A 23,488-nucleotide genomic window follows, 5' to 3' on the forward strand; every position below is an offset into this window, starting at 1 on the left:
TTCTGGATTCGATTCGCATTTATGGCGGGTTAATCGCGTTAACCACTCTTCTCAAATACGGTTAATCGAATAACCTTAAATAACGATTACGGAGGATACAATGACAACCTACGACAAATTCCCCACGGTGGCGATACAGGGTTTTGATGACAGCGCCTGGCAAGGCTGGGAAGCAATAACCCGCGTTCTTGAGTCACAAACCCAACAGCGCAGCCGCACGGTACTGGTGATTGACTGCTATCCGGGCGTGCGCATGACCGAGCTTGAAGAGAACGTGCTGCCGCGTCTACGCCCGACGCTGGCGATCAATGCTGAACAGGCGCGACGGGATGAGTGTGCCATTCATGAGATGCTGGCACGCAACCTCACAGACGATCGCGTCTTTGGCGTTCTCTCCTGCCACCAGCTTGGAGAGTTTTTCGATCCCGCGCGTCTGGAGGCGTTGCAGGTTCGGGTGAGCCAGTGTTCTGGGGGGCTGATTGTGATCTACGGTCCCGGTGCGACGCTTGTCCATCCGGGTGATGTGCTGGTGTATGCCGATCTGCCGCGCTGGGAGATCCAGCAGCGTATGCGCCGGGGTGAGACTGGGAACTGGGGCGCAGATAATCAGCAGGAAGATATGCTTCGTCGCTACAAGCGCGCCTTTTTTGTCGAATGGCGCGTCTTCGATCGCCACAAAACACCGCTGCTCAGGCGCACCGATTTTTTACTGGATACAACCCAGACGAACCAGCCCGCGATGGTCAGCGGCGAGGCCCTGCGAGCCGGGCTGAAGCAAACTACCACCCAGCCTTTCCGCGTGGCGCCCTTTTTCGATCCTGGCGTCTGGGGCGGCCAGCGGATGAAACAGCAATTCGATCTCGATCCCTCTGCACCCAATTACGCGTGGTGTTTTGACTGCGTGCCCGAGGAGAACAGCCTGTTACTGCGTTTTGGCGCAGTGCGGATCGAGATCCCCTCTCAGGATCTGGTTTTGCTTGAGCCCCGTGCTCTGCTGGGCGAGAAAGTTCACGCACGTTTCGGCGCGGAATTCCCGATCCGTTTTGACTTCCTCGACACCATGGGTGGCCAGAATCTGAGCTTCCAGGTCCACCCCATTACCGAGTACATCCAGCAGCAGTTTGGGATGCACTATACCCAGGATGAGAGTTATTACATTCTGGAAGCGGAGCCGGGTGCCGTCGTCTATCTGGGGACCAAAACCGGCACAGACCCTGAGGCCATGATGGACGATCTCAGGCGCGCGGGTCGCGGTGAAAAACCGTTTGATGACGACCGCTTCGTTAATCAGATCCCGGCAAAAAAGCACGATCATTTCCTGATCCCGGCTGGGACGGTGCACTGCTCCGGCGCGGGAACCATGGTGCTGGAGATCAGCGCTACGCCGTATATTTTCACCTTCAAACTGTGGGACTGGGGCCGCCTGGGCCTGGACGGGCTGCCGCGCCCGGTACACCTGGAGCACGGTGAAAAGGTGATCGACTGGCAGCGCGACGCACAGTGGGTTCATCAGCATCTGGTGAATCAGTTCGAACCTGTCGCGGAAGGAAACGGCTGGCGTGAAGAGCGTACTGGCCTGCACGAGCGTGAATTTATCGAAACCCGCCGCCACTGGTTTAGCGAACCCGTTTTGCACCACACCGGCGGCGGCGTGAACGTGCTGAATCTGGTAGAGGGCGACGAAGCAATTGTCGACAGCCCAACCGGTGCATTTGAGCCGTTTACCGTCCATTACGCCGAAACCTTCATCATTCCGGCAAGCGTAGGTGACTATCGCATTTCACCTTCAGCCCGTGCTTCCGGACACCCCCTCGCGACTATCAAAGCCTGGGTAAGGAGCTAACGATGATTCATTTTATTGTCGCCACTCATGGGCCGTTAGCCGCCGCGCTGCTGGAGAGCGGCCGGATGGTATACGGCGAGCTCCCCGGCGTACACGCCATTTGTCTGACCGAACAGGCGGGAATAGAGGGCTTCCGGCAGGATTTCATCTCCACACTGGAAGCGGCAAGCGTCAACGCTGACGGCGTGCTGGTGCTGTGCGACATGCAAAGCGGCACGCCGTGGAACGTGGCCTGTGAGGCCGCGTTTAACCCACATACGCAGCCGCCGGTCGCCGTGGTGGCTGGAGTCAACTTCCCGATGCTGCTGCAAACCGATGAGGTGATGATGGCTCGCGATGTTCATCAGGCTGCCGGGCAGCTTATCGAACTTACTCTGCCGACGCTGGTACAGGCGAAACCGGCAGATACTGCACAGACAGACGATTTTTAAGGAGCCGCATATGAGTATTTCTTTTGTACGCATTGACGATCGCGTGATCCACGGGCAGCTCATTACACGCTGGGCCAGGGAGCTGCCCTGCGACGGCATCGTTGCCATTGACGATGCCGTTGCGGCCGATCCGCTGTTATCGTCGGTCATGAAAGGAGCCGTATCAGATACTAAAGTGTGGCTGTTCGATACGGCAACCGCGATCGAAAAACTGCCAAAAGTGATTGCCAGCGAAAAGCGCTATTTCGTGATTGGCAAATCTCCACTCACGCTACAGCGCATTGAGCAGGCGGGCATTAGCCTGAAAAACAGCAATGGAAAAATTAACGTGGGCCCGATGAGCGCCCGGGCTAACACGATCACCATCGGCCCGAATCAATCGGTAACCCAGGATGAAGCGGCGGCGTTCGAGTGGCTGACCGGGCAGGGACACGCGATTGAATTCCGCCTGGTTCCCGATGCCAGTTTTTATACCTGGCAGGATGCCAGACAAAAGCTGAAATAAGGAGCAGATCATGATTATCGAAGCGGCTTTAATTGGCCTGCTGTGTTATCTGGGCGCACTCAGTAGTCCGTGGCTTTTAGGGCTGACGGGCGGCTGGTATCTCATCTCCCGACCGCTCATTTCCGGGATGCTGGTTGGCCTGATCCTGGGCGATATCAAAACCGGGATTATGATTGGCGTAGCGGTGCAGGCGGTTTATATCGCAATGGTGACACCCGGCGGCTCGATGCCAGCAGATTTAAACTTTGTGGCTTATCCGGCCATTGCACTGGGATTACTTTCCGGCAAAGGACCTGAGGTTGCCGTCGCGCTGGCGGCGACTATTGGGATCGCCGGAACCATTCTCTTCAATGCGATGATGGTGCTGAACTCCTTCTGGAACCATCGTGCGGATGTGGCGCTGGAGAACGGCGACGAGCGCGGGATCTACCTCAACAGCGCCATCTGGCCGCAGGCGATGAATTTTGTGCTGCGCTTTGTGCCTACCTTTATCGCCGTCTTTTTTGGCGCACAGTACATTAGCGGGTTTATGGACAGCCTGCCGCACATCGTCCTCTCCACCATGAATGTGCTGGGCGGCATCTTGCCCGCCGTCGGTATTGCCATCCTGCTTAAGCAGATCATCAAAAGCTATACCATGCTCATCTACTTTCTGGTGGGCTTCGTTTGCATCGTTTTCCTGAAACTCAATATGGTCGCGCTGGTGATCGTGGGCGCCCTGCTGGCACTGATTCATTACAACTATAAACCCGAGGCACCGCAGGCCGTGGCTTCAGCACCTGTCCCTGACGACGAGGATGAATTCTGATGGAAGAACGTAAACTCACCCGCAAGGATCTGCGCCGCTGCTGGCGAGCGTGGATGATGCACAACCTCTCCTCAATGAGCTTTGAACGCCTAGAATCCTTCGGCTTTTGCCTGAGCATGCTGCCGGTCGCAAAAAAGCTCTATCCCGACCCGGTACAACGTACCGAGATGCTGCGCCGTCACGCGTCGTTCTACAACACGGAGCCACAGATTGGCGCGATCGTTAACGGTATGGCGCTGGGGCTGGAGGAGAAAAAAGCCAACGGCGAGCCGATTGACGGTGAAACCATAAATACCCTGAAGGTAGGCCTGATGGGGCCAATTGCCGGGATCGGCGATTCGATGATCCCCGGCATGCTGATCCCGATCCTGCTTAGCATTGGGATGGCGCTGGCGGCAGGCGGAAATATCCTCGGTCCACTGTTTTATACCGTTGCCTGGCTGGCCATCATTATCCCTGGCTCCTGGTTCCTGTTTCTCAAAGGCTACCAGATGGGATCAGGCTCCGTGGAGATGCTGGTCAGCAGCAAATCTACCCGGCTACGGGAAGCGCTCTCGCTACTGGGCGTATTTGTCATGGGCGGCGTGGCGGCCAGCTACGTGAAGCTCGGCACCGGGCTGGAGTTCATCACCCGGGACGGGGTTAACATTCACGTTCAGCAGATGCTGGACGGTATTTTCCCGCAGCTGCTTCCGCTGGCGGTGGTGCTGGGGACCTGGTATCTGATGGCAAAACGCGGCGTGTCGCCGGTAAAAGCCATGATATTGCTGCTTATACTGGCAGCGCTTGGCGTGGCGTCCGGTTTGTTTGCAGGATAAGAAAACCGGGGCAATGCCCCGGCTTCTTTATGGATGGAAGTTATTCCACAGTTCTGCGACTTTATCCGGACGCGAAATAAACTGGAACCGTGCGGGGTCATCAATAAACTGCTGATAAACAGGCGCATCAGTAATGCCGAATTCCGGATAACTTCTCGGCATAATCATCTGCAAGCGCCCTGGTCTGTAGTGACTGTTATGCTGCCAGACAATATGATTATCCTGAACTAAGGGATACCAGGCCAGACCTTTTCGCGCACGAACGGCCTCATACTCAAAGCCATATTCCCGATCGCACCACGCACCAAACGTCAGCGGCTCATTGGGCGAGGCCGAAATCGTCGCATGGCCCCATCCGGGAGGGACCAGTACCTTTTCACCCGGCCCCGCGAGTACCGCAAAACAACGTCCCGGATCGTCGTCCACATACTCCTGCATGTAGATAATCGCTTTACCCTGCCAGATTTCGTACAGCTCAGGGGGCGACCATCCGCTGTGCTGGCTAATACGGTGAACATGTCCCTGGCTGCGGACCGGCTCATCGCCAAGCGTGCCTGCCGCGTAGGTGACCACACCAAAAAGCAGCATGCGTTTTTCGAGCTCCGGCCTGTCCGCCAGACGCGCCACGTCCATCGCGATGGCATATACCTGTTCAGGCCCTTCGCAGTCCGGATTGCGCAGCGACGGGCGGATCTGATCCAGCGTTCTGATCTCCGGCATCGGCCCGGTAACATCCTCTCCGTAGCAAAAACCGAGCGGCTGACGGTTGATGGTCATATCAAGGCCATAGTTAGCCATGGCGCACCTCGTAACCTTCCCCGGAGGCAAAGATCCGCAGGGTGAAGCCCTCTGCCAGCGCCGCATAGTCGTGTCCCGCAATGCTCGGCCAGACGGCAAGGGAGGATAGCGTCTCGTTGCCAGTGTTAATCAAACGATGCGCTGTAAAAGGAGGAATAATATGCACGGAGCCAGCCGTCACCTGCTCAAGCCGCGCGTCGCCCGCCTCCGTTTGCAGCAGCAACAAGCCACATCCGCGCAGGCCAAAATAGACCTCCCCCTGTTCGCGGCGCTGATGAAAATGACCGCGAGTCATAAAGAACTCATCGCCCACGTTACCCGCACGCAGGTGAGTTACCCCAACGAAGAGTGCCCCTTCCCCTACGGGCGAGCCCAGTACGTCTACGTCATACACACTTTTTTGAGGATTGCCGCACTTCCACGCCTCGCCGTCTGCGAAGATCCCAGGAAGATCCGCAAGACGAGTCGTTTTGCGGATAAGCGGCCCGCCGGCTAGCGCGCCGGTAGCCCACGTCAACTGAGGTGGCATAAAGATGTCTGAATTCATATCGCTCTCCGGCCCGAGGAGAACAGCAATATCATGATGGCAGATTAAACGATTAACCTAGTGATAAAAGCGTCAATATTGATGGTGAATCACAGTTAACCAGAAACAAAAATGCCGGAGGCTTTCGCCACCGGCATTTTGAAGATTGAGAGGACATTATTCCACTTCGCGGGCGTCGATTCGCAGCTCTTTCGGCACTTCGAAGACAATGTTCTCTTCACGGCCTTCCAGCGGCACCGCTTCGCCACCGCCCAGCTCTTGCAGGCGGGCAATGACGTTTTGCACCAGGATATCCGGCGCTGAAGCGCCTGCGGTAACACCGACGCAGGCCGCGTTTTTCACCCACGCTTCCTGAATGTCCGTTGCGTCGTCGATCAGAAAAGCTGCTTTCCCCATACGCTGCGCCAGTTCGGCCAGTCGGTTGGAGTTAGAGGAGTTTTTCGAGCCGACCACCAGCACCACATCCGCCTGTTCAGCCAGGGCGCGTACGGCTTCCTGACGGTTGGTGGTTGCATAGCAGATATCATCTTTGCGCGGCCCGACGATTTTCGGGAAGCGCTGGCGCAGGGCGTCAATCACGTCTGAGGTGTCGTCTACGGAAAGCGTCGTCTGGGTCATAAACGACAGACGGGCTTCGTTTTTCACGTCCAGCGTAAAGACATCTTCCGGTGACTCAACCAGATACATGCCCCCTTCCGGGTTGCTGTACTGGCCCATGGTGCCTTCAACTTCCGGGTGACCGGCGTGACCAATCAGAATTGACTCTTCACCACGACGGCTGGCGCGCGCCACTTCCATATGCACTTTTGTCACTAACGGACAGGTGGCATCGAATACGGTCAGATCGCGGCTTTTCGCCTCGTTGCGTACCGCCTGAGAGACGCCGTGCGCGGAGAAGATGAGGATTGCGCCGTCCGGCACTTCGCTGATCTGCTCGATAAAAATCGCACCGCGCTCGCGCAGGCTGTCGACCACGTAACGGTTGTGCACCACTTCGTGACGCACGTAAATCGGCGCGCCGTAAATCTCCAGCGCGTTTTCAACAATGCTGATAGCGCGGTCTACACCGGCGCAGAAGCCGCGCGGGTTAGCCAACAGGATCTGCATTTTACTCCTCCAGTGCCGGATCGATCTCCAGCACTTCGACATCAAAATGAACGGTACGCCCGGCAAGCGGATGGTTGAAATCGACGGTGATAGAATCGCCGTTGATTTCTCGGATCACGCCAGGCATTTCGCTGCCGTCCATAGCGGTAAAGAGCATAATCGCCCCGATTTCTGGTTCACCCGCATCCATAAACTCACGACGCGAGAAATACTGGATCAGGTCCGGGCTTGGCACGCCAAATGCCGCATCCGGCTCCAGCGAAAACGCTTTTTTCTCGCCCTCTTTCAGACCCAGAAGCTGCTGCTCAAGGCCTTCAGACAGGGAGGTGTCACCCAGACGAAACAGCGCCGGTTTGCCATTGTTGCGGGTGGATTCGGCCGTGGAGCCGTCATCCAGCTTCAGCGTGAAATGAACGAGAACCGCGCTGTTGCTCTGTACGGATTTAGACATGCAAATTGCTCGCTTGTTTTGGGTCACCTGTTGCCCGGTGGCGCTACGCTTACCGGGCCTACGGGGGCCACAAATTCTGTAGGCCGGGATCGCTACGCGTCACCCGGCTGGTTTTGTTACGCCTGCTCTTTCGCGGCCGGTTTAGGCAAGAAGCCTTCCAGCACGATTAACGCCGCACCAACGCATATTGCGCTATCGGCGAGGTTAAAGGTCGCGAAGTGCCAGTCGCCAACGTAGAAGTCGATCATATCGACCACAAAGCCGTGCCACAGGCGGTCAAACAGGTTACCCAGCGCGCCGCCAATGATCAGCGCGTAGGCGATATTATTCAGCTTTTGCGTGGCCTTTGAGCGGTACATCAGCACCGCCAGCACGACGCAGATACCGATAGCGATACCCGCGAAGAACCAGCGCTGCCAGCCACCGCTGTCGGCAAGGAAACTAAACGCCGCACCATAGTTGCGGGCATAGTGCAGGTTAAGCGACGGAAACAGCGGGACCGTATCCCCCAGAGCGAAATTCTGGAGGATCAGGAACTTGCTGCCCAAATCAATAATCAGCACCACCACCACCAGCCACAGCCAGCGCAGTCCTGTTGAACAGAGAGTTTTACTCATCAGGCAAACTTACGTTTTTCGCCGTCACCGGCGACGTTGCTTACACAGCGTCCGCAGATGTCTGCGTGTTCCGCCACCTGACCGACATCAGTGGTGTAATGCCAGCAACGCGGGCATTTTTCACCGTCGGCTTTGCTCAGTGCGACCTTCAGTCCTTTGAGCAGTTCACTCTGCTGAGCATCAGCAGTAGCTTCGGCATAATCCGCAACTTTCGCACCGGAGGTCAACAGGACAAATCGTAATTCATCGCCCAGCGCGGTCAGTTTGGCCGCCAGCTCCGGTTCGGCGTACAGGGTCACGGTCGCTTCCAGCGAACCACCGACTTTCTTGTCAGCGCGCGCCTGCTCGATAACCTTATTCACTTCGCCACGCACTTTCAGCAGCTCGTCCCAGTAGGCATCGTTCATTGCTTCAGTGCTGGAGAGGTCGAACAGACCTTCGTACCACTCGCCGGTGAAGACATACTTCTCGCGTTCGCCCGGCAGGTAACCCCAGATTTCATCCGCGGTGAAGGACATGATCGGCGCCATCCAGCGTACCAGCGCCTCTGCGATGTGGAACAGCGCAGTCTGGCAGCTACGACGCGCCACGCTGTCCGCTTTCGCGGTGTACTGGCGGTCTTTGATGATGTCGAGGTAGAACGAGCCCATCTCGATGGAGCAGAAGCGCATCAGGCGCTGCACCACTTCGTGGAAGTCGTAAGACTCATAGGCTTTAAGAATATCTTCCTGCGCCGCTTTCGCGCAGCCTACCGCCCAGCGATCGAGCACAACCATCTCTTCCGGCTTCACCATGTCTTTCACCGGATCGAACCCGTTCAGGTTCGCCAGCAGGAAGCGCGCGGTGTTACGAATACGACGATAGCTGTCAGCAGCACGTTTCAGGATCTCATCAGAGACCGCCATTTCGCCGGTGTAGTCGGTAGAGGCCACCCACAGACGCAGAATGTCCGCGCCCAGTTTGTTCATCACGTCCTGCGGAGAAACGGTGTTACCGATAGATTTGGACATCTTACGGCCCTGACCATCCACGGTGAAGCCGTGGGTCAATACCTGGCGGTAAGGTGCTTTACCCTTCATGGCGGTGGAGATCATCAGCGATGACATGAACCAGCCGCGGTGTTGGTCAGACCCTTCCAGATACATATCGGCAGCGTGACCAGCAAACTCCGGACGCACATCAACCACGGAGGAGTGGGTAGACCCGGAATCGAACCACACGTCCAGGGTATCCGGCACTTTCTCGTAGCTGTCTGCGTCAGCGCCCAGGATGTCGCGGGCGTCGAGATCCCACCACGCCTGAATGCCGTCAACTTCGACGCGCTTCGCCACTTCTTCCATCAGTTCCAGAGTGTTCGGGTGCAGCTCCTGCGTCTCTTTATGTACGAACAGAGACATCGGCACGCCCCAGGTGCGCTGACGGGAGATACACCAGTCAGGACGGTTAGCCACCATGGATTCGATACGCGCCTGGCCCCAGTCAGGGATCCACTGCACGCCTTTGATCTCTTTCAGAGACTGGGCGCGCAGGCCTTTCTGATCCATGCTGATGAACCACTGCGGGGTCGCACGGAAGATGATCGGGGTCTTGTGACGCCAGCAGCACGGATAGCTGTGCTGCATTTTCTCAACGTGCAGCAGCGCGCCGCTGGTGCGCAGCATGTCAACGATGATGTCGTTAGCTTTAAAGACGTTGATGCCGTCCAGCGCCGGGTACGTGCCTGGCAGGTAAGAGCCGTCCGGACCAACCGGGTTAGCGATTTCCAGACCATATTTCAGGCTGATGTTGTAGTCGTCAGGACCGTGGCCACCGGCGGTATGCACCGCACCGGTACCCGCGTCCAGCGTGACGTGGTCGCCCAGGATCGCCGGAACGTCGAAGTCCAGGAACGGGTGTTTGAAGCGCATCAGTTCCAGCGCGTCACCTTTTACGGTGCCCAGCACGGTGTAATCGGTGATGTTCGCGCGTTTCAGCACGCTTTCGACCAGGTCTTTCGCCAGGATAACCGCACGGCCATCAATCTGCACCAGCGCATACTCAAACTCGCCAGAGAGGGAGATCGCGCGGTTAGCAGGCAGCGTCCACGGGGTGGTGGTCCAGATCACCAGAGAGATCGGGCCGCTTACGCCAGGCAGACCAAATTTAGCTTTGATCGCATCCTGATCGACCGCTTCGAAGGCCACGTCGATAGAAGGCGAGGTTTTGTCGTAATACTCCACTTCCGCTTCTGCCAGCGCAGAGCGGCAGTCGACGCACCAGTGCACCGGCTTCGCGCCTTTGTGCAGGTGACCGTTGCCGATGATTTTACCCAGCGCACGGATGATGTTGGCTTCGGTTTTGAAGTCCATGGTCAGGTACGGGTGCGACCAGTCGCCCAATACGCCCAGACGGATGAAGTCAGCGCGCTGACCGTCAACCTGGGTGGCAGCGTATTCGCGGCATTTCGCGCGGAATTCTGCGGCGGTGAACTTCTCACCCGGCTTACCGTACTCTTGCTCAACTTTCAGCTCGATTGGCAGACCATGGCAGTCCCAGCCCGGAACGTAAGGCGAGTCATATCCCGCGAGTCCTTTGGACTTCACGATAATGTCTTTCAGAATCTTGTTTACAGAGTGACCAATATGAATGCTGCCATTCGCATATGGAGGGCCATCATGCAGAATGAAGGTTTTTTTGCCTTTTTTGGCTGCACGAATGATGCCGTACAGGTCATCATCGGTCCAACGCGCCAGCATTCCCGGTTCACGCTTGGCGAGATCGCCGCGCATCGGGAACCCTGTTTCCGGCAAATTCAGGGTTGATTTATAGTCACTCATCAGATTCTCGGTTCCGTATTTATCACGTAGGCAGTTAAGCCGGTTCTAAAGCCCAAAAAACTCGCGGGCCGTTAATTCATCTCGCGCGATTTGCGCCTTAAGTTCATCCAGCGAAGCGAATCGCTGTTCATTGCGTATTTTTTTACGCAGTATCACATCTATATGGCGACCGTAGAGGTCCATTACAACGTCCAGCAGGTGTACTTCTAACTGTTGACGCACACCGGCAACCGTTGGACGTGTGCCAATGTTGGCGACGCCGTAGAAAGGCTTCTCGCCCAGTCCTGCCACTTCCACCGCATAGACCCCTTTAACCGGGGAGACCTGACGACGCAGCGGTATATTCGCCGTCGGGAAACCTATCGTGCGGCCCAGCGCATCGCCATGGACCACGCGACCTGAAATTGTGAACGGGTGACCCAGCAGCGTTTCTGCCGTGTCCAGTTCATCATTCGCCAGCGCCTGACGTACCGCCGTGCTGCTTACGCGCACGCCGCCCTCACAGAAGGTCATCGTGCTGGTGACGTCAAACCCGTACTCCAGGCCAGCCTTCTGTAATAACAAGAAATCGCCCTGACGACCAGCGCCAAAGCGGAAATCATCGCCCACGGCGAGAAACTGCACGCCAAGCTGCCTGACCAACAGGTCGCTGACAAAATTTTGTGCGGTCAGCGCGGCAAAACGACGGTCGAACCTTACGCACAGGACGTAGTCCACCCCTGACTCCGCCAGGTAGCGTAACTTCTCACGCAGACGCGTCAGCCGCGCGGGGGATTTCTCGCCTGCAAACAGCTCCAGCGGCTGAGGCTCGAAAATCATCACCACGACGGGCAAGCCTCGCGCCTCGCCTTCTTTACGCAATCCCTGCAACAGCGCCTGATGCCCACGATGCACGCCGTCAAAATTACCAATGGTCAGCACGCACCCGTGCGGGGCTTGACTGAGATTATGTATGCCGCGTATCAGCTTCATGACTGGCTCAAAACAGTGAAAATCGCCAAAGTATACCTTGTACAGCGGTTAAGGTTAACCGGCGATTGTTCACGCTAAACAGAAAGCCGTATGATTTCATCACGCTGACCTTTCACAGCAAAAAAATCTGTCCGCGAACTGCGATTTTTACGCCGAAAAGCTGTATTCACGAACGACAAGCTGGTAGAATCCTGCGCCATCACTACGTAACGTAGCGTCGCCACATTAACGGCGCTTATTTGCACAAATCCATTGACAAAAGAAGGTATAGAGGGCATATTCCTCGGCCTTTGAATTGTCCACATAGATCATATTTGGGAGTTGGACCTTGGCTAATATCAAATCAGCTAAGAAACGTGCCGTTCAGTCTGAAAAGGCTCGTAAGCACAATGCAAGCCGTCGCTCTATGATGCGTACTTTCATCAAGAAAGTATACGCAGCTATCGAAGCTGGCGACAAAGCTGCAGCGCAGAACGCATTTAACGAAATGCAACCAATCGTGGATCGTCAGGCTGCTAAAGGTCTGATCCACAAAAACAAAGCAGCGCGTCATAAAGCAAACCTGACCGCGCAGATCAACAAACTGGCTTAATCGCCACTTGTTGTTGCTTGTTTGAAAGAACCCGCTTAACGCGGGTTTTTTTATGTCTTCAGATTGCCGGCGGCGTAAAAAGCGCCGAATAGTCGCGATTGCAGATTCGCTGCACAGCCGGATGCTGAATCATCCTTTCGGCGAATATGGCGTGATACTCTTCCATCACGTTATCCACCCTGCCGATCTCGGTTATTTTGTCGTCTGAATAGAGATCGTGCGCGTACAGCGTTGGAGCAACGAAGATAGCGTTATGCGCTTCGCCAAAGGCTTTCATCAGCGCCGCATCGTCGAACTCACCGAGAATTTCTACGTTCAGCCCCTGCGAGTTAAACCAGTTCAGCAGCTTCCGTCCGAGCATGGACCTCCGACCCGGCACCAGCAAGCGGCGCTCTTCCAGGCAGGCAGGAAACGGTTTTTCCGGTGGCGGATTGATGCACCAGAAACTGACGCCGCATTCGCCAATTTTCACCGAGAACAAGCCTTCCTGCTGCGTGGAATCGATAGGGCAATCCGAAATAATCATATCCAGCTTATGCTGGCTCAGCTGTTCCAGCAGCATCTCGTGAGTGGACTCAAAGCAGCGTAAATGGATCTGTTCATCTTCCACCACCGCCGCATCCAGCACGCCACTCACCAGCCGTTTGGACAGCGCATCCGCCACCCCCACGTCAAAAAGCAGGTTAGACTCTTTGCGGTAGTTGACGATATCCAGCATCTCCTGGCTCAGGGTGAACATTTTATCCGCATAGCGGAACACCAGCTCGCCCAACTCACTGGGCTCAATCCCACGGCCCTTGCGCTTGAACAACTTGCCCTGTAACCGCTCTTCCAGGGCTTTGATTTGCCCGGTAATGGTTTGTGGCGTCAGGTAAAGCGCTTCTGCCGCCCCCACGACCGAGCCCTGTTTATAAACGTGCCAGAAGTAATAAAGATGGTTGTAATTCAAATGAGACATCGCGTGTTCTCTCCCTGAGTGTGTATCGGGAGAAGGAGCCCCCTCCTCCCGGTTTTCCGTTATGCTTGGACAGCCTGTCCGGACAATTTCACCTTCAACAAGGTATAACCAATGACTGCGGCCAGTAATGACCCGATGAGAATGCCGAGTTTTGCCCAGACGATAAGCTCAGGCGCGTTTGCGCCAAACGCCAGCGTCGAGATAAAGATCGACATGGTGAATCCAATACCGCACAGCACGCCGACGGCCATAATCTGGCTAAAGGTGGTCCCGTTTGGCAATGACGCCAGCTTCAGCTTCAGCGCCAGCCAGCAGAACAGGCTGATACCCAGCGGCTTACCGATAAACAGACCGGCGATGATACCCAGCGGCAGCACGGAGGTGAGTCCGTCCAGGGTTACCCCGGCCAGGGAAACACCCGCGTTGGCAAACGCAAACAGCGGCAGGATCATAAAGCCCACCCACGGATGAAGCACATGCTCCAGCTGTCTGGCAGGCGATTTGCCGTCCTGCTCCTTCAGTGGAATAAAGAAGCCAACGATGACGCCCGCCAGCGTGGCATGCACGCCAGACTTCAGCACCGCCGTCCACAGCACCATGCCCACCAGAATATAAATACCCGTACGTCGGACGTTGAAGACGTTCAGCAAGGCCAGCACCACAATAGCCACGGCCGCCACGCTCAGCGACAGAACCGACAGATCGCTGGTGTAGAACAGCGCGATAATCACGATAGCGCCCAGGTCATCGATAATCGCCAGCGCCATCAGGAAAATTTTCAGTGCTACCGGGACGCGGCTACCGAGCAAGGCTAAGACCCCGAGCGCAAACGCGATATCCGTTGCAGCCGGGATCGCCCAGCCGTCACGCGCAACCGGATCCTGCCACGCAAACGCGAGAAAGAGCAACGCCGGAACGATCATCCCGCCAATCGCCGCGATCACCGGAAACGCCGCGCGCTGACGGCTGGCAAGCGAACCGATCACCAGCTCACGTTTAACCTCCAGACCCACCAGCAGGAAGAACACCGCCATCAGCGCATCGTTGATCCACAGCAGCATGTTCTTGTTAATTTCCAGCGCCCCGACTTTCAGCTCGACGGGCGTTTCCAGAAATGCGTGATAGAGATCGCGCGTCATGCCCATATTGGCGAGCAGCATAGCGGCCGCAGCAGCAATAATCAGGATGACGCCGCCGGATGCCTCACTGCTAAAGAAACGGTGTAGTAATTTCACGTTTAAACTCTCTGTTACAACAATACCTCGGTAAAACCATAATATCAGCGCAAACAGATCGGTAAAAACAGATTAATATTGGGTATATATTCAGTTTAACCGAGGAATAACGCTATAAACAAAAAGCCCGGAATTGCTTCCGGGCTTTAAAGGATAGTAACCAGCTAGCGGGTTAGCGGGTTAAATCGTCGAAGAATTTTTTGACGCCATCGAAGAAGCTTTTGGAGCGCGGACTGTTTTTCTCACCCGTCGGGCCGCCAAAGCTTTCCTGAAGCTCTTTCAGCAGCTGTTTCTGCTTATCGTTCAGGCCGACCGGCGTTTCCACGACCACGCGGCATAAAAGGTCACCCTGCGCGCCACCGCGAACGGATTTAACGCCTTTGCCGCGCATGCGGAACAGCTTCCCGGTCTGGGTTTCGCCAGGGATTTTCAGGTTAACGCGACCGTCCAGCGTCGGCACTTCGATTTCGCCACCCAGCGCCGCCATCGCAAAGTTGATCGGCACTTCACAGTACAGGTTGTTACCTTCACGCTCGAAGATGGCGTGCTGCTTCACCTGAACCTGGACGTACAGATCGCCTGCCGGTGCGCCGTGCTCGCCGGCTTCACCCTCACCTGCCAGACGGATGCGGTCGCCCGTATCCACGCCTGCCGGGATCTTAACGGACAGCGTTTTGGTTTTCTCCACGCGACCGTGACCGTGGCATTTGGTGCACGGATCTTTAATCAGCGTACCGCGACCATGACAGTGCGGACAGGCCTGCTGCACCGCGAAGAAGCCCTGGCGCATCTGCACCTGACCGGAACCGTGACAGGTTGGGCAGGTCTGTGGCTGAGTCCCCGCTTTCGCGCCGCTGCCGTGGCAAACGTCACACTCTTCCAGCGTCGGAATACGGATCTCTTTGGTGACGCCGCGAACCGCTTCTTCAAGCGTCAGCTCCATGTTGTAGCGCAGGTCTGCGCCGCGCGCCGCGCGCTGACGACCACGTCCGCCGCCGAAGATATCGCCAAATACATCACCAAAGATATCGCTGAAATCAGCGCCGCCGCCGAAGCCGCCGCCACCAAATCCACCGCCGCCCATGCCGCCCTGTTCAAAGGCCGCGTGACCGTACTGATCATAGGCCGCACGTTTTTGTGCATCGGTCAGGACTTCGTAGGCTTCTTTAATCTCTTTAAATTTGGCTTCAGCCTCTTTGTCACCCTGATTACGGTCAGGGTGGAATTTCATGGCCAGGCGCTTATACGCCTTTTTGATTTCACGCTCTTCCGCAGTTTTCGGAACGCCTAAAATCTCGTAATAGTCTTGCTTTGCCATTGGTTTTTTTAAGCCCCTTAACATGCGAGCACGGGCGTGGAGAATTCTCCTACGCCCGTGCCGATTACTTACCCTGCATCAGGGCGATTATTTTTTGTCTTTCACTTCTTCGAACTCAGCGTCGACAACATCGTCGTCTTTCGCGTTGTTCTGGGAAGCATCAGCGCCCGCCTGCTGCTGTGCGTGCTGCTGCTGAGCGATTTCCATCAGCTTCTGAGAAACCTGTGCCAGCTCCTGCATCTTCGCTTCGATGTCCGCTTTGTCTTCGCCTTTCAGAGACGTTTCCAGCGCGCTCAGTGCAGTTTCGATCGCAGTTTTGTCTTCCGCTGGCAGTTTATCGCCCGCTTCTTCAACCTGCTTACGGGTGCTGTGCAGCAGATGGTCACCCTGGTTACGGGTCTGAACCAGCTCTTCGAACTTACGGTCGGATTCCGCGTTAGCTTCGGCATCACGAACCATTTTTTCGATTTCCGCTTCGTTCAGGCCAGAAGATGCCTTGATGGTGATCTTCTGCTCTTTACCGCTGTTTTTGTCTTTCGCAGACACGTGCAGGATACCGTCAGCATCGATGTCGAAGGTGACTTCGATCTGTGGCATGCCGCGTGGTGCCGGGTTAATACCGTCCAGGTTGAACTGACCCAGAGATTTGTTATCCGCCGCACGCTTACGCTCACCCTGAATCACATGGATGGTTACCGCAGACTGGTTGTCTTCAGCGGTAGAGAACACCTGGCTGTGTTTCGTCGGGATAGTGGTGTTCTTGTTGATGAGCGGAGTCATCACGCCACCCATGGTTTCGATACCCAGAGACAGCGGGGTAACGTCCAGCAGCAGTACGTCTTTCACTTCACCGGTCAGTACACCACCCTGTACCGCAGCACCGATAGCAACCGCTTCGTCCGGGTTCACGTCTTTACGTGGCTCTTTACCAAAGAATTCAGCAACTTTCTTCTGAACCATTGGCATACGAGTCTGACCACCTACCAGGATAACGTCCTGAATGTCAGACACGGACAGGCCAGCGTCCTGCAATGCAACTTTCAGTGGCTCGATAGAACGGTTCACCAGGTCTTCTACCAGGCTTTCCAGTTTCGCACGGGTCACTTTGATGTTCATGTGTTTTGGACCGGTCGCGTCTGCGGTGATGTACGGCAGGTTCACGTCGGTCTGCTGAGCGGAAGACAGCTCGATCTTCGCTTTCTCAGCGGCTTCTTTCAGTCGCTGCATGGCCAGCGGGTCGTTACGCAGGTCAATGCCCTGATCTTTCTTGAACTCGTCAACGAGGTAGTTGATCAGACGGGTATCGAAGTCTTCACCACCCAGGTGGGTATCACCATTGGTTGCCAGAACTTCGAAGGTTTTTTCGCCGTCAACGTCGTCGATTTCGATAATAGAGATATCGAAGGTACCACCACCCAGGTCGTAAACCGCGATAGTACGGTTGCCAACTTCTTTATCCAGACCGTAAGCCAGTGCTGCTGCGGTTGGTTCGTTGATGATACGTTTTACTTCCAGACCTGCGATACGGCCAGCATCTTTGGTTGCCTGACGCTGAGCATCGTTGAAGTAAGCAGGTACGGTGATAACAGCTTCAGTTACCGGTTCACCCAGGTAATCTTCCGCGGTTTTCTTCATTTTCTTCAGCACTTCAGCAGAGATCTGCGGAGGTGCCGTTTTGGTGCCTTTCACATCAAGCCATGCATCGCCGTTATCGGCTGCGATGATTTTGTAAGGCATGATGGAAACGTCACGCTGAACTTCTTCGTCCTGGAAGCGGCGGCCAATCAGGCGTTTGATCGCAAACAGGGTGTTTTGCGGGTTTGTCACGGCCTGACGTTTAGCCGGCTGACCAACCAGAGTTTCACCATCCTGGGTATAAGCAATGATAGAAGGCGTGGTGCGATCGCCCTCGGCGTTCTCCAGCACACGTGCAGTAGTGCCATCCATAATCGCTACACAAGAGTTGGTAGTACCCAGGTCGATACCAATAATTTTACCCATCTAAACGTCTCCACTAAAAAATCAGTCAACATGTGGTTGTGTACCTGTAATAAGGGCAGAACGTGCTTTTTCAACTGCCCAGATTTGATTTTTTTCAGGTCCACACACTGCGGTTGCTTACAAGATGGGGTCACAACGGCATCCATCAAGGGGGAAGGATAAAAAATTTTTTAATTTCACCCCGGTGAGATCATAGACGGCGTCGATGCCGCCCATTATGATGCCGCGCCCCGTCAGGTAGAACTGGCGCGGGTTTAACCATTTCACCATATTAATGCTGATTTTTTTGAGGACTTATGGGCAACACTAAGTTGGCTAATCCGGCTCCGCTGGGCCTGATGGGTTTTGGCATGACCACCATTCTGCTGAACCTGCACAATATCGGGATGTTCCCGATGGACGGCATTATCCTGGCGATGGGCATTTTTTACGGCGGTATCGCACAGATCTTTGCGGGCCTGCTGGAATATAAGAAAGGCAACACCTTCGGCTTAACCGCCTTTACCTCTTACGGTTCCTTCTGGCTGACTCTGGTCGCGGTTCTGCTGATGCCTAAAATGGGCCTGGCAGAGGCGGCAAACGCCCATTTCCTGGGCGTGTACCTGGGACTGTGGGGCGTGTTCACCCTGTTCATGTTCTTCGGTACCCTTAAGGCGAACCGCGCACTGCAATTCGTCTTCCTGAGCCTGACCGTACTGTTCGCTCTGCTGGCCATCGGTCACCTGGCGGATAACGAAGGCATCGTTCACGTTGCCGGCTGGGTAGGTCTGGTTTGCGGCGCAAGCGCAATCTACCTGGCCATGGGTGAAGTGCTGAACGAGCAGTTCGACCGCACCATTCTACCGATTGGTGAAAAACACTGATCCCTCTGTCGTGCCCGCGTCGCGGGCACGACGTCCCTCTGACTGGCGAAGCCACCCCCCCAAAACCAGTCCCATCAGCGATAACGCCAGCACGTACCACGCAGGTGCAAGGGGTGACACCCCCATCAACACCGTCACCACAATCGGGGTCAGCCCACCGAAAATGGCATACGAGACATTATAAGAGAAAGAGATCCCAGTGAAGCGTACCTCCGGCGGGAAGGCGCGGACCATTACGTACGGTACGGCGCCAACGACGCCCACGCACAGCCCGACGACACCGTATAGCAGGAACAGCTGTTCAGGATGGGTGCCCGCAAGATGATAAAATGCCCAGCTCGACGCGGCCAGAAGCAAACTGCCGACAATAAAGGTCGCGCTTGCGCCGAAACGATCCGCCGCCAGCCCGGCGGCCAGACAACCAAAGCAGAGCATAATTGTCGCGATACTGTTCGCCTGTAACGTCACGGCAGGCGCAAAACCGTACTGTTTTTGCAGCCAGACCGGCGACATCAAAATGACCACCACGATCCCCGCAGACAGCAGCCAGGTCAGAAGCATCGACACCACTACCGCTTTTTTATGCCGCACTACTACGGTTTTCACCGGCAGTTCTTGCGCCAGCGCCTTCCGCTGCTGCATTTCCAGAAATATTGGCGTCTCCTGCAACCAGCGTCGCAGGTACATTGCCACCAGCCCAAACGCCCCGCCCAGCAGGAACGGTATACGCCAGCCCCAGTCGTGAACGGCCTGTTGCGTCATGCTGGTATTGATGATGGTTGCAACCACGGAGCCAAGCAGGATCCCGATCGTCAGCCCTGCGGTCAGCGTTCCGCACGCAATGCCGATGCGGCGCACCGGGACGTGCTCAGCGACAAACACCCAGGCGCCCGGCACTTCCCCGCCGATGGCCGCGCCCTGGAGAATACGCATCAGCAGCAGCAATAACGGGGCGATAATGCCCATCGACTCATAGGTAGGCAAAAGCCCAATCGCCAGCGTCGGCACGGCCATAAGCAGGATGCTGAGGGTAAACATCTTCTTGCGCCCAACCAGATCGCCAAAGTGCGCCATGACAATGCCGCCCAGCGGGCGCGCCAGATAGCCGGCAGCGAAAATGCCGAAGGTTTGTACCTGACGCAGCCATTCCGGAATATCCGCCGGGAAAAACAGCGCCCCCACAACGGCGGCGAAGAAGACAAAGATGATGAAGTCGTAAAACTCCAGCGCTCCGCCCAGAGCAGCGAGCGTGAGGGTTTTGTAGTCCTGTCGATTCAGAGGTCGGGTGTTATGTGACATAGCGAACCATTGTGCATGTGTTGTGGATTATTTTTTACAGTAATCGTAAAGAAAAAATTACTATATCGTAAATCCATTTACACGCTACAGCGGCTGGCGCTAATGTTACATTTTAAAGAATTTCAGGAGATTGTTTCGCGGCGAGCGCTTTTAGGGCGAAATGCTGCTACCACATTGCCGTCAGTTTCCACATACGGACCGTTAAGCAGTTGTATACAATACGGTACACTTGCAAAGATACCGTGGACGATAACGCTGCCGTCCTCGGCTTTTACCCCTTCAAGCGTTTCTTTTATCGACTTCGGCTGCCCCGGCAGGTTCAGGATCAGCGCCTGTTTGCGGATCACCCCGACCTGACGGGAAAGAATGGCCGTCGGGACAAAGTGTAGACTGATCTGGCGCATCTGCTCACCGAAGCCCGGCATTTCACGATCGGCGATAGCCAGCGTCGCGTCCGGCGTTACATCGCGGCGCGCGGGGCCGGTTCCGCCCGTCGTCAGCACCAGGTGGCAGCTCATCTCATCCACCAGTTCACACAGGGTTTGCTCGATGATCGGCTGCTCGTCCGGGATCAGGCGAGTCTGGATCTCAAACGGGGTAGTGAGCGCGCTGCCCAGCCACGCTTCCAGAGCAGGGATGCCTTTATCCTGATAAACACCGCTGGAGGCGCGGTCAGAAATCGACACTAAGCCGATGCGTAAGGTATTCATATCCATTCCATTCAAAAAGTACTGATTAAAGGGAATGATACACGCAGAGAGAAAATTCAGACAGAGGCGGGGGAAAGACGCGTGACCGGGAACCCGGTCACGCAGAATGATTACAGCAGGTCGCCGATCATTTTTTCCAGTTTTTCCTGGTCGATAGCAAACTTACGGATACCGTCCGCCAGTTTATCTACGGCCATTGGATCCTGGTTGTGCTGCCACAGGAACTCGGACTCGGTGATGCGCTCAGGGCGTGCTTTCACTTCGCCGGTGTAGGACAGTTTACGCTCGATAGCACCTTCGCTTTCTGCCAGCTCTTTCAGCAGCGCAGGAGCGATGGTCAGGCGGTCACAGCCAGCCAGCTCGATGATTTCGCCGACGTTACGGAAGCTTGCGCCCATAACAACGGTCTCATAGCCGTGCTGTTTGTAGTATTCGTAGATTTCAGTCACTGAAATCACGCCAGGATCTTCAGACGCCGCGTACTCTTTCTTGTCGGTGTTGGCTTTGTACCAGTCCAGAATACGGCCCACGAACGGAGAAATCAGGTATACGCCAGCTTCGGCACATGCACGCGCCTGCGCGAAGGAGAACAGCAGAGTCAGGTTACAGTTGATGCCTTCTTTTTCCAGCTGCTCAGCAGCGCGGATGCCCTGCCAGGTAGACGCCAGTTTGATCAGGATACGGTCATTGCTGATGCCCGCATTGTTGTACAGTTTGATCAGGCGTTTTGCTTTTGCGATAGACGCTTCGGTGTCGTAGGACAGGCGAGCATCAACTTCGGTAGAGATACGGCCAGGAACGAGCTTCAGGATTTCCAGACCGATGTTCACTGCCAGTTTGTCAGTAGCATCCACAACCTGCTGCGCGCGGTCATTGCTCTGTGCTTTTGCCCAGGTCACCGCCTCGTCGATCAGTTTGCGATACTCAGGGATCTGCGCGGCGTTAAGGATCAGAGAAGGGTTGGTTGTGGCATCCTGCGGCTGGTACAGCTTCATTGCCGCGATATCTCCGGTGTCAGCGACGACAGTGGTGAACTGACGAAGGGAGGTCAATTTATCCGTCATGATAGTGTTTCTCTTTTAACGTGCCCTGGATAATTCACACTACCGACAGCTTGCCAGCAGCGGAAAAATGACAGGTTTACTTGTTAGGGGGATGTAACCGGTCTGCCCTGATGATAACACGAGTGAGAGGCAGCGCAACCGCAGACAGTGCGCTTAGGCAGAGTATGATAAACTCAGAATATTAACAGGCTGCTAAGTAACAGCATGCACAATCAGTGGTAGCGCTTACATATTCACTTTGGCATCAACAAGAGGGACGTTAGTGCCTGATTTCTTTTTCTTTATCAACGAAGTCCTCTGGGGTTCGATCATGATATACCTGCTTTCAGGAGCAGGTATCTGGTTTACGTGGCGCAGCGGTCTGATTCAGTTTCGCTATATCCGCAAATTTGGCAGAAGTCTGAAAAACAGCGTCACCCCACAGCCGGGCGGCCTGACCTCGTTTCAGGCGCTCTGTACCAGCCTGGCCGCGCGCGTCGGCAGCGGTAACCTGGCCGGTGTCGCGCTGGCGATCGGCGCGGGCGGTCCGGGCGCGGTATTCTGGATGTGGGTGACGGCGATTATCGGTATGGCCACCTCCTTTGCTGAATGCTCGCTTGCGCAACTCTACAAAGAAAAAGACGGCAAAGGTCAGTTTCGCGGCGGTCCCGCCTGGTATATGGCTCGCGGGCTGGGAATGCGCTGGATGGGCGTTCTGTTCTCGATCTTTTTGCTGATTGCCTATGGCCTTATTTTCAATACCGTTCAGGCAAATTCCGTCGCCCACGCGCTGCGCTTTGCCTTCAATTGTCCGGAGTGGCTGACAGGCGGCGCGCTTGCCCTTCTCACCCTGCTGACCATTGTGACCGGGCTCAAAGGGGTTGCCCGCCTGATGCAGTGGCTGGTTCCGCTGATGGCGCTGCTGTGGGTGTCCACCAGCCTGATGGTATGCGCGATACATATCGATGAGGTGCCGAACGTCATCGTCACCATTTTCCAAAGCGCGTTCGGCTGGCGCGAAGCGGCTTCCGGCGCGCTGGGTTACACCCTTAGCCAGGCACTCACTGCGGGTTTTCAGCGGGGTATGTTCTCCAACGAAGCGGGAATGGGCTCCACGCCGAATGCCGCCGCAGCGGCCGCATCCTGGCCCCCACATCCCGCCGCGCAGGGCATTGTACAGATGATTGGCGTCTTCACAGACACCATTGTTATCTGCTCCGCCAGCGCGATGATAATGCTGCTGGCCGGTGCCGCTGAACAACCGTCCGGTAGTACGGCAGGCATTCATTGGGTACAACAGGCGCTGGTCTCCCTCGTCGGCAGCTGGGGCGCGGGCCTTGTCGCACTTGTCGTGGGACTTTTTGCCTTTAGTTCCATTGCGGTGAACTATATCTATGCCGAAAACAACCTTATCTTCCTGAAAGTTGACTCGCGTCTGGCCCGCAACATCCTTCGCGCGGGCGTGCTGGCGATGGTGTTTGTAGGTTGCCTGCTCAGCATGCCGATGATCTGGCAAATAGCGGACGTCATTATGGCGCTGATGGCCATCACGAACCTGACGGCCATTTTGCTGCTTTCACCGGTTGTGGCGCTGATCGCGCGCGATTATCTGCGTCAGCGCAAGCTCGGCGTACAGCCCGTCTTTGACGCCTCACGCTATCCCGAAATCGAGTCACAAATTGCCCCTGGCACCTGGGATGATTTGCCGCGGCAATAACAGCTATCGATCAATTCAGGGCGATTTTTTGTTAAAGTC

General features: G+C 55.8%; 22 protein-coding genes and 1 pseudogene. 8 read left to right on the top strand and 15 right to left on the bottom strand.

The features are described 5' to 3' along the window. Positions 1–100 precede the first annotated feature (100 nt). Genes SK62_RS17585 through SK62_RS17605 form a run of 5 tightly spaced genes read left to right on the top strand, consistent with a single transcriptional unit; the run spans position 101 to position 4,405 of the window. Positions 101–1,843, top strand: coding sequence for a class I mannose-6-phosphate isomerase (locus tag SK62_RS17585; RefSeq protein WP_048249767.1), 1,743 nt, complete (start codon positions 101–103; stop codon positions 1,841–1,843). 2 nt (positions 1,844–1,845) lie between these two features. Beyond that, positions 1,846–2,274: a PTS sugar transporter subunit IIA gene (locus SK62_RS17590; RefSeq protein ID WP_017383812.1), complete on the top strand. Its 429-nt coding sequence runs from the start codon at positions 1,846–1,848 to the stop codon at positions 2,272–2,274. A gap of 10 nt (positions 2,275–2,284) precedes the next feature. After that, positions 2,285–2,779, top strand: a complete 495-nt coding sequence (locus tag SK62_RS17595; RefSeq protein ID WP_015572639.1) for a PTS sugar transporter subunit IIB — start codon at positions 2,285–2,287, stop codon at positions 2,777–2,779. 10 nt (positions 2,780–2,789) lie between these two features. Beyond that, positions 2,790–3,587 carry a PTS mannose/fructose/sorbose/N-acetylgalactosamine transporter subunit IIC gene (locus tag SK62_RS17600; protein ID WP_047718828.1) on the top strand — a complete coding sequence of 266 codons (798 nt, stop codon included), beginning with the start codon at positions 2,790–2,792 and terminating at the stop codon, positions 3,585–3,587. Then, positions 3,587–4,405: a PTS system mannose/fructose/sorbose family transporter subunit IID gene (locus SK62_RS17605; protein ID WP_015572637.1), complete on the top strand. Its 819-nt coding sequence runs from the start codon at positions 3,587–3,589 to the stop codon at positions 4,403–4,405. The genes SK62_RS17600 and SK62_RS17605 overlap by 1 nt, the downstream gene beginning before the upstream one ends. Before the next feature lie 27 nt (positions 4,406–4,432). On the opposite strand, the gene SK62_RS17610 is transcribed toward SK62_RS17605, so the two are convergent. The 8 genes and pseudogenes from SK62_RS17610 to SK62_RS23220 form a co-directional block, all read right to left on the bottom strand. Further along, the gene (locus SK62_RS17610; RefSeq protein WP_047718831.1) at positions 4,433–5,203 is read right to left on the bottom strand and encodes a glucose-6-phosphate isomerase family protein; all 771 of its coding nucleotides are present in this window, start codon (positions 5,201–5,203) and stop codon (positions 4,433–4,435) included. Then, on the bottom strand, positions 5,196–5,750 hold the full coding sequence (locus SK62_RS17615) for a glucose-6-phosphate isomerase family protein (RefSeq protein WP_032652534.1): 555 nt from the start codon (positions 5,748–5,750) through the stop codon (positions 5,196–5,198). The genes SK62_RS17610 and SK62_RS17615 overlap by 8 nt, the downstream gene beginning before the upstream one ends. A 156-nt stretch (positions 5,751–5,906) precedes the next feature. Beyond that, positions 5,907–6,857 carry a 4-hydroxy-3-methylbut-2-enyl diphosphate reductase gene (gene ispH / locus SK62_RS17620; RefSeq protein WP_017383814.1) on the bottom strand — a complete coding sequence of 317 codons (951 nt, stop codon included), beginning with the start codon at positions 6,855–6,857 and terminating at the stop codon, positions 5,907–5,909. Position 6,858: 1 nt separating this feature from the next. Beyond that, positions 6,859–7,308 carry an FKBP-type peptidyl-prolyl cis-trans isomerase gene (gene fkpB, locus SK62_RS17625; RefSeq protein WP_015572634.1) on the bottom strand — a complete coding sequence of 150 codons (450 nt, stop codon included), beginning with the start codon at positions 7,306–7,308 and terminating at the stop codon, positions 6,859–6,861. A 116-nt stretch (positions 7,309–7,424) separates the two neighbouring features. Further along, positions 7,425–7,925 (bottom strand): signal peptidase II, encoded by a 501-nt coding sequence (lspA, locus tag SK62_RS17630; protein ID WP_003856452.1) that lies wholly within the window; start codon positions 7,923–7,925, stop codon positions 7,425–7,427. Continuing rightward, on the bottom strand, positions 7,925–10,741 hold the full coding sequence (ileS, locus tag SK62_RS17635; RefSeq protein ID WP_017383815.1) for an isoleucine--tRNA ligase: 2,817 nt from the start codon (positions 10,739–10,741) through the stop codon (positions 7,925–7,927). Before ileS ends, lspA begins: the two co-directional genes overlap by 1 nt. A 45-nt stretch (positions 10,742–10,786) precedes the next feature. After that, positions 10,787–11,713, bottom strand: coding sequence for a bifunctional riboflavin kinase/FAD synthetase (gene ribF / locus SK62_RS17640; RefSeq protein ID WP_003856456.1), 927 nt, complete (start codon positions 11,711–11,713; stop codon positions 10,787–10,789). A 7-nt stretch (positions 11,714–11,720) separates the two neighbouring features. Continuing rightward, positions 11,721–11,926 (bottom strand): annotated as a pseudogene (locus SK62_RS23220) (DUF2575 domain-containing protein); the annotation flags it as partial. A 115-nt stretch (positions 11,927–12,041) separates the two neighbouring features. Here SK62_RS23220 and rpsT point away from each other — a divergent pair. Continuing rightward, complete coding sequence (gene rpsT / locus SK62_RS17645; protein ID WP_003856458.1) at positions 12,042–12,305, top strand: 30S ribosomal protein S20; 264 nt, start codon at positions 12,042–12,044, stop codon at positions 12,303–12,305. Positions 12,306–12,363: 58 nt separating this feature from the next. On the opposite strand, the gene nhaR is transcribed toward rpsT, so the two are convergent. The 4 genes from nhaR to dnaK form a co-directional block, all read right to left on the bottom strand. After that, a complete protein-coding gene (gene nhaR / locus SK62_RS17650) occupies positions 12,364–13,263 on the bottom strand; it encodes a transcriptional activator NhaR (protein WP_003856462.1) in 900 nt (299 codons plus the stop codon). Between the two features lie 59 nt (positions 13,264–13,322). After that, the gene (nhaA, locus tag SK62_RS17655; RefSeq protein WP_017383817.1) at positions 13,323–14,498 is read right to left on the bottom strand and encodes a Na+/H+ antiporter NhaA; all 1,176 of its coding nucleotides are present in this window, start codon (positions 14,496–14,498) and stop codon (positions 13,323–13,325) included. Positions 14,499–14,670: 172 nt separating this feature from the next. Then, a complete protein-coding gene (dnaJ, locus tag SK62_RS17660; protein ID WP_014830600.1) occupies positions 14,671–15,816 on the bottom strand; it encodes a molecular chaperone DnaJ in 1,146 nt (381 codons plus the stop codon). Between the two features lie 87 nt (positions 15,817–15,903). Continuing rightward, a complete protein-coding gene (gene dnaK / locus SK62_RS17665; protein ID WP_006810169.1) occupies positions 15,904–17,817 on the bottom strand; it encodes a molecular chaperone DnaK in 1,914 nt (637 codons plus the stop codon). Positions 17,818–18,113: 296 nt separating this feature from the next. Here dnaK and satP point away from each other — a divergent pair, with 296 nt between their 5' ends. Beyond that, positions 18,114–18,680, top strand: coding sequence for an acetate uptake transporter (gene satP / locus SK62_RS17675; protein WP_039271756.1), 567 nt, complete (start codon positions 18,114–18,116; stop codon positions 18,678–18,680). Here satP and SK62_RS17680 read toward each other — a convergent pair. The 3 genes from SK62_RS17680 to tal all read right to left on the bottom strand — a co-directional run bounded on the left by SK62_RS17680 (position 18,657) and on the right by tal (position 21,753). Next, positions 18,657–19,979: an MFS transporter gene (locus SK62_RS17680; protein ID WP_033486730.1), complete on the bottom strand. Its 1,323-nt coding sequence runs from the start codon at positions 19,977–19,979 to the stop codon at positions 18,657–18,659. The two genes, satP and SK62_RS17680, sit on opposite strands and share 24 nt — an antisense overlap. A gap of 122 nt (positions 19,980–20,101) precedes the next feature. Further along, positions 20,102–20,689: a molybdopterin adenylyltransferase gene (gene mog, locus SK62_RS17685; RefSeq protein WP_039271759.1), complete on the bottom strand. Its 588-nt coding sequence runs from the start codon at positions 20,687–20,689 to the stop codon at positions 20,102–20,104. A gap of 110 nt (positions 20,690–20,799) precedes the next feature. Continuing rightward, positions 20,800–21,753, bottom strand: a complete 954-nt coding sequence (tal, locus tag SK62_RS17690) for a transaldolase (protein WP_039271762.1) — start codon at positions 21,751–21,753, stop codon at positions 20,800–20,802. 262 nt (positions 21,754–22,015) lie between these two features. Here tal and SK62_RS17695 point away from each other — a divergent pair, with 262 nt between their 5' ends. Beyond that, entirely contained in the window at positions 22,016–23,449 is a 1,434-nt protein-coding gene (locus SK62_RS17695; protein ID WP_023303057.1) for an alanine/glycine:cation symporter family protein, read from the top strand. Positions 23,450–23,488 lie beyond the last annotated feature (39 nt).

Origin of the sequence: Enterobacter sp. BIDMC109 (assembly GCF_001037885.1) — a bacterium.
In the GTDB taxonomy this organism is placed as follows: domain Bacteria; phylum Pseudomonadota; class Gammaproteobacteria; order Enterobacterales; family Enterobacteriaceae; genus Enterobacter; species Enterobacter hormaechei_C.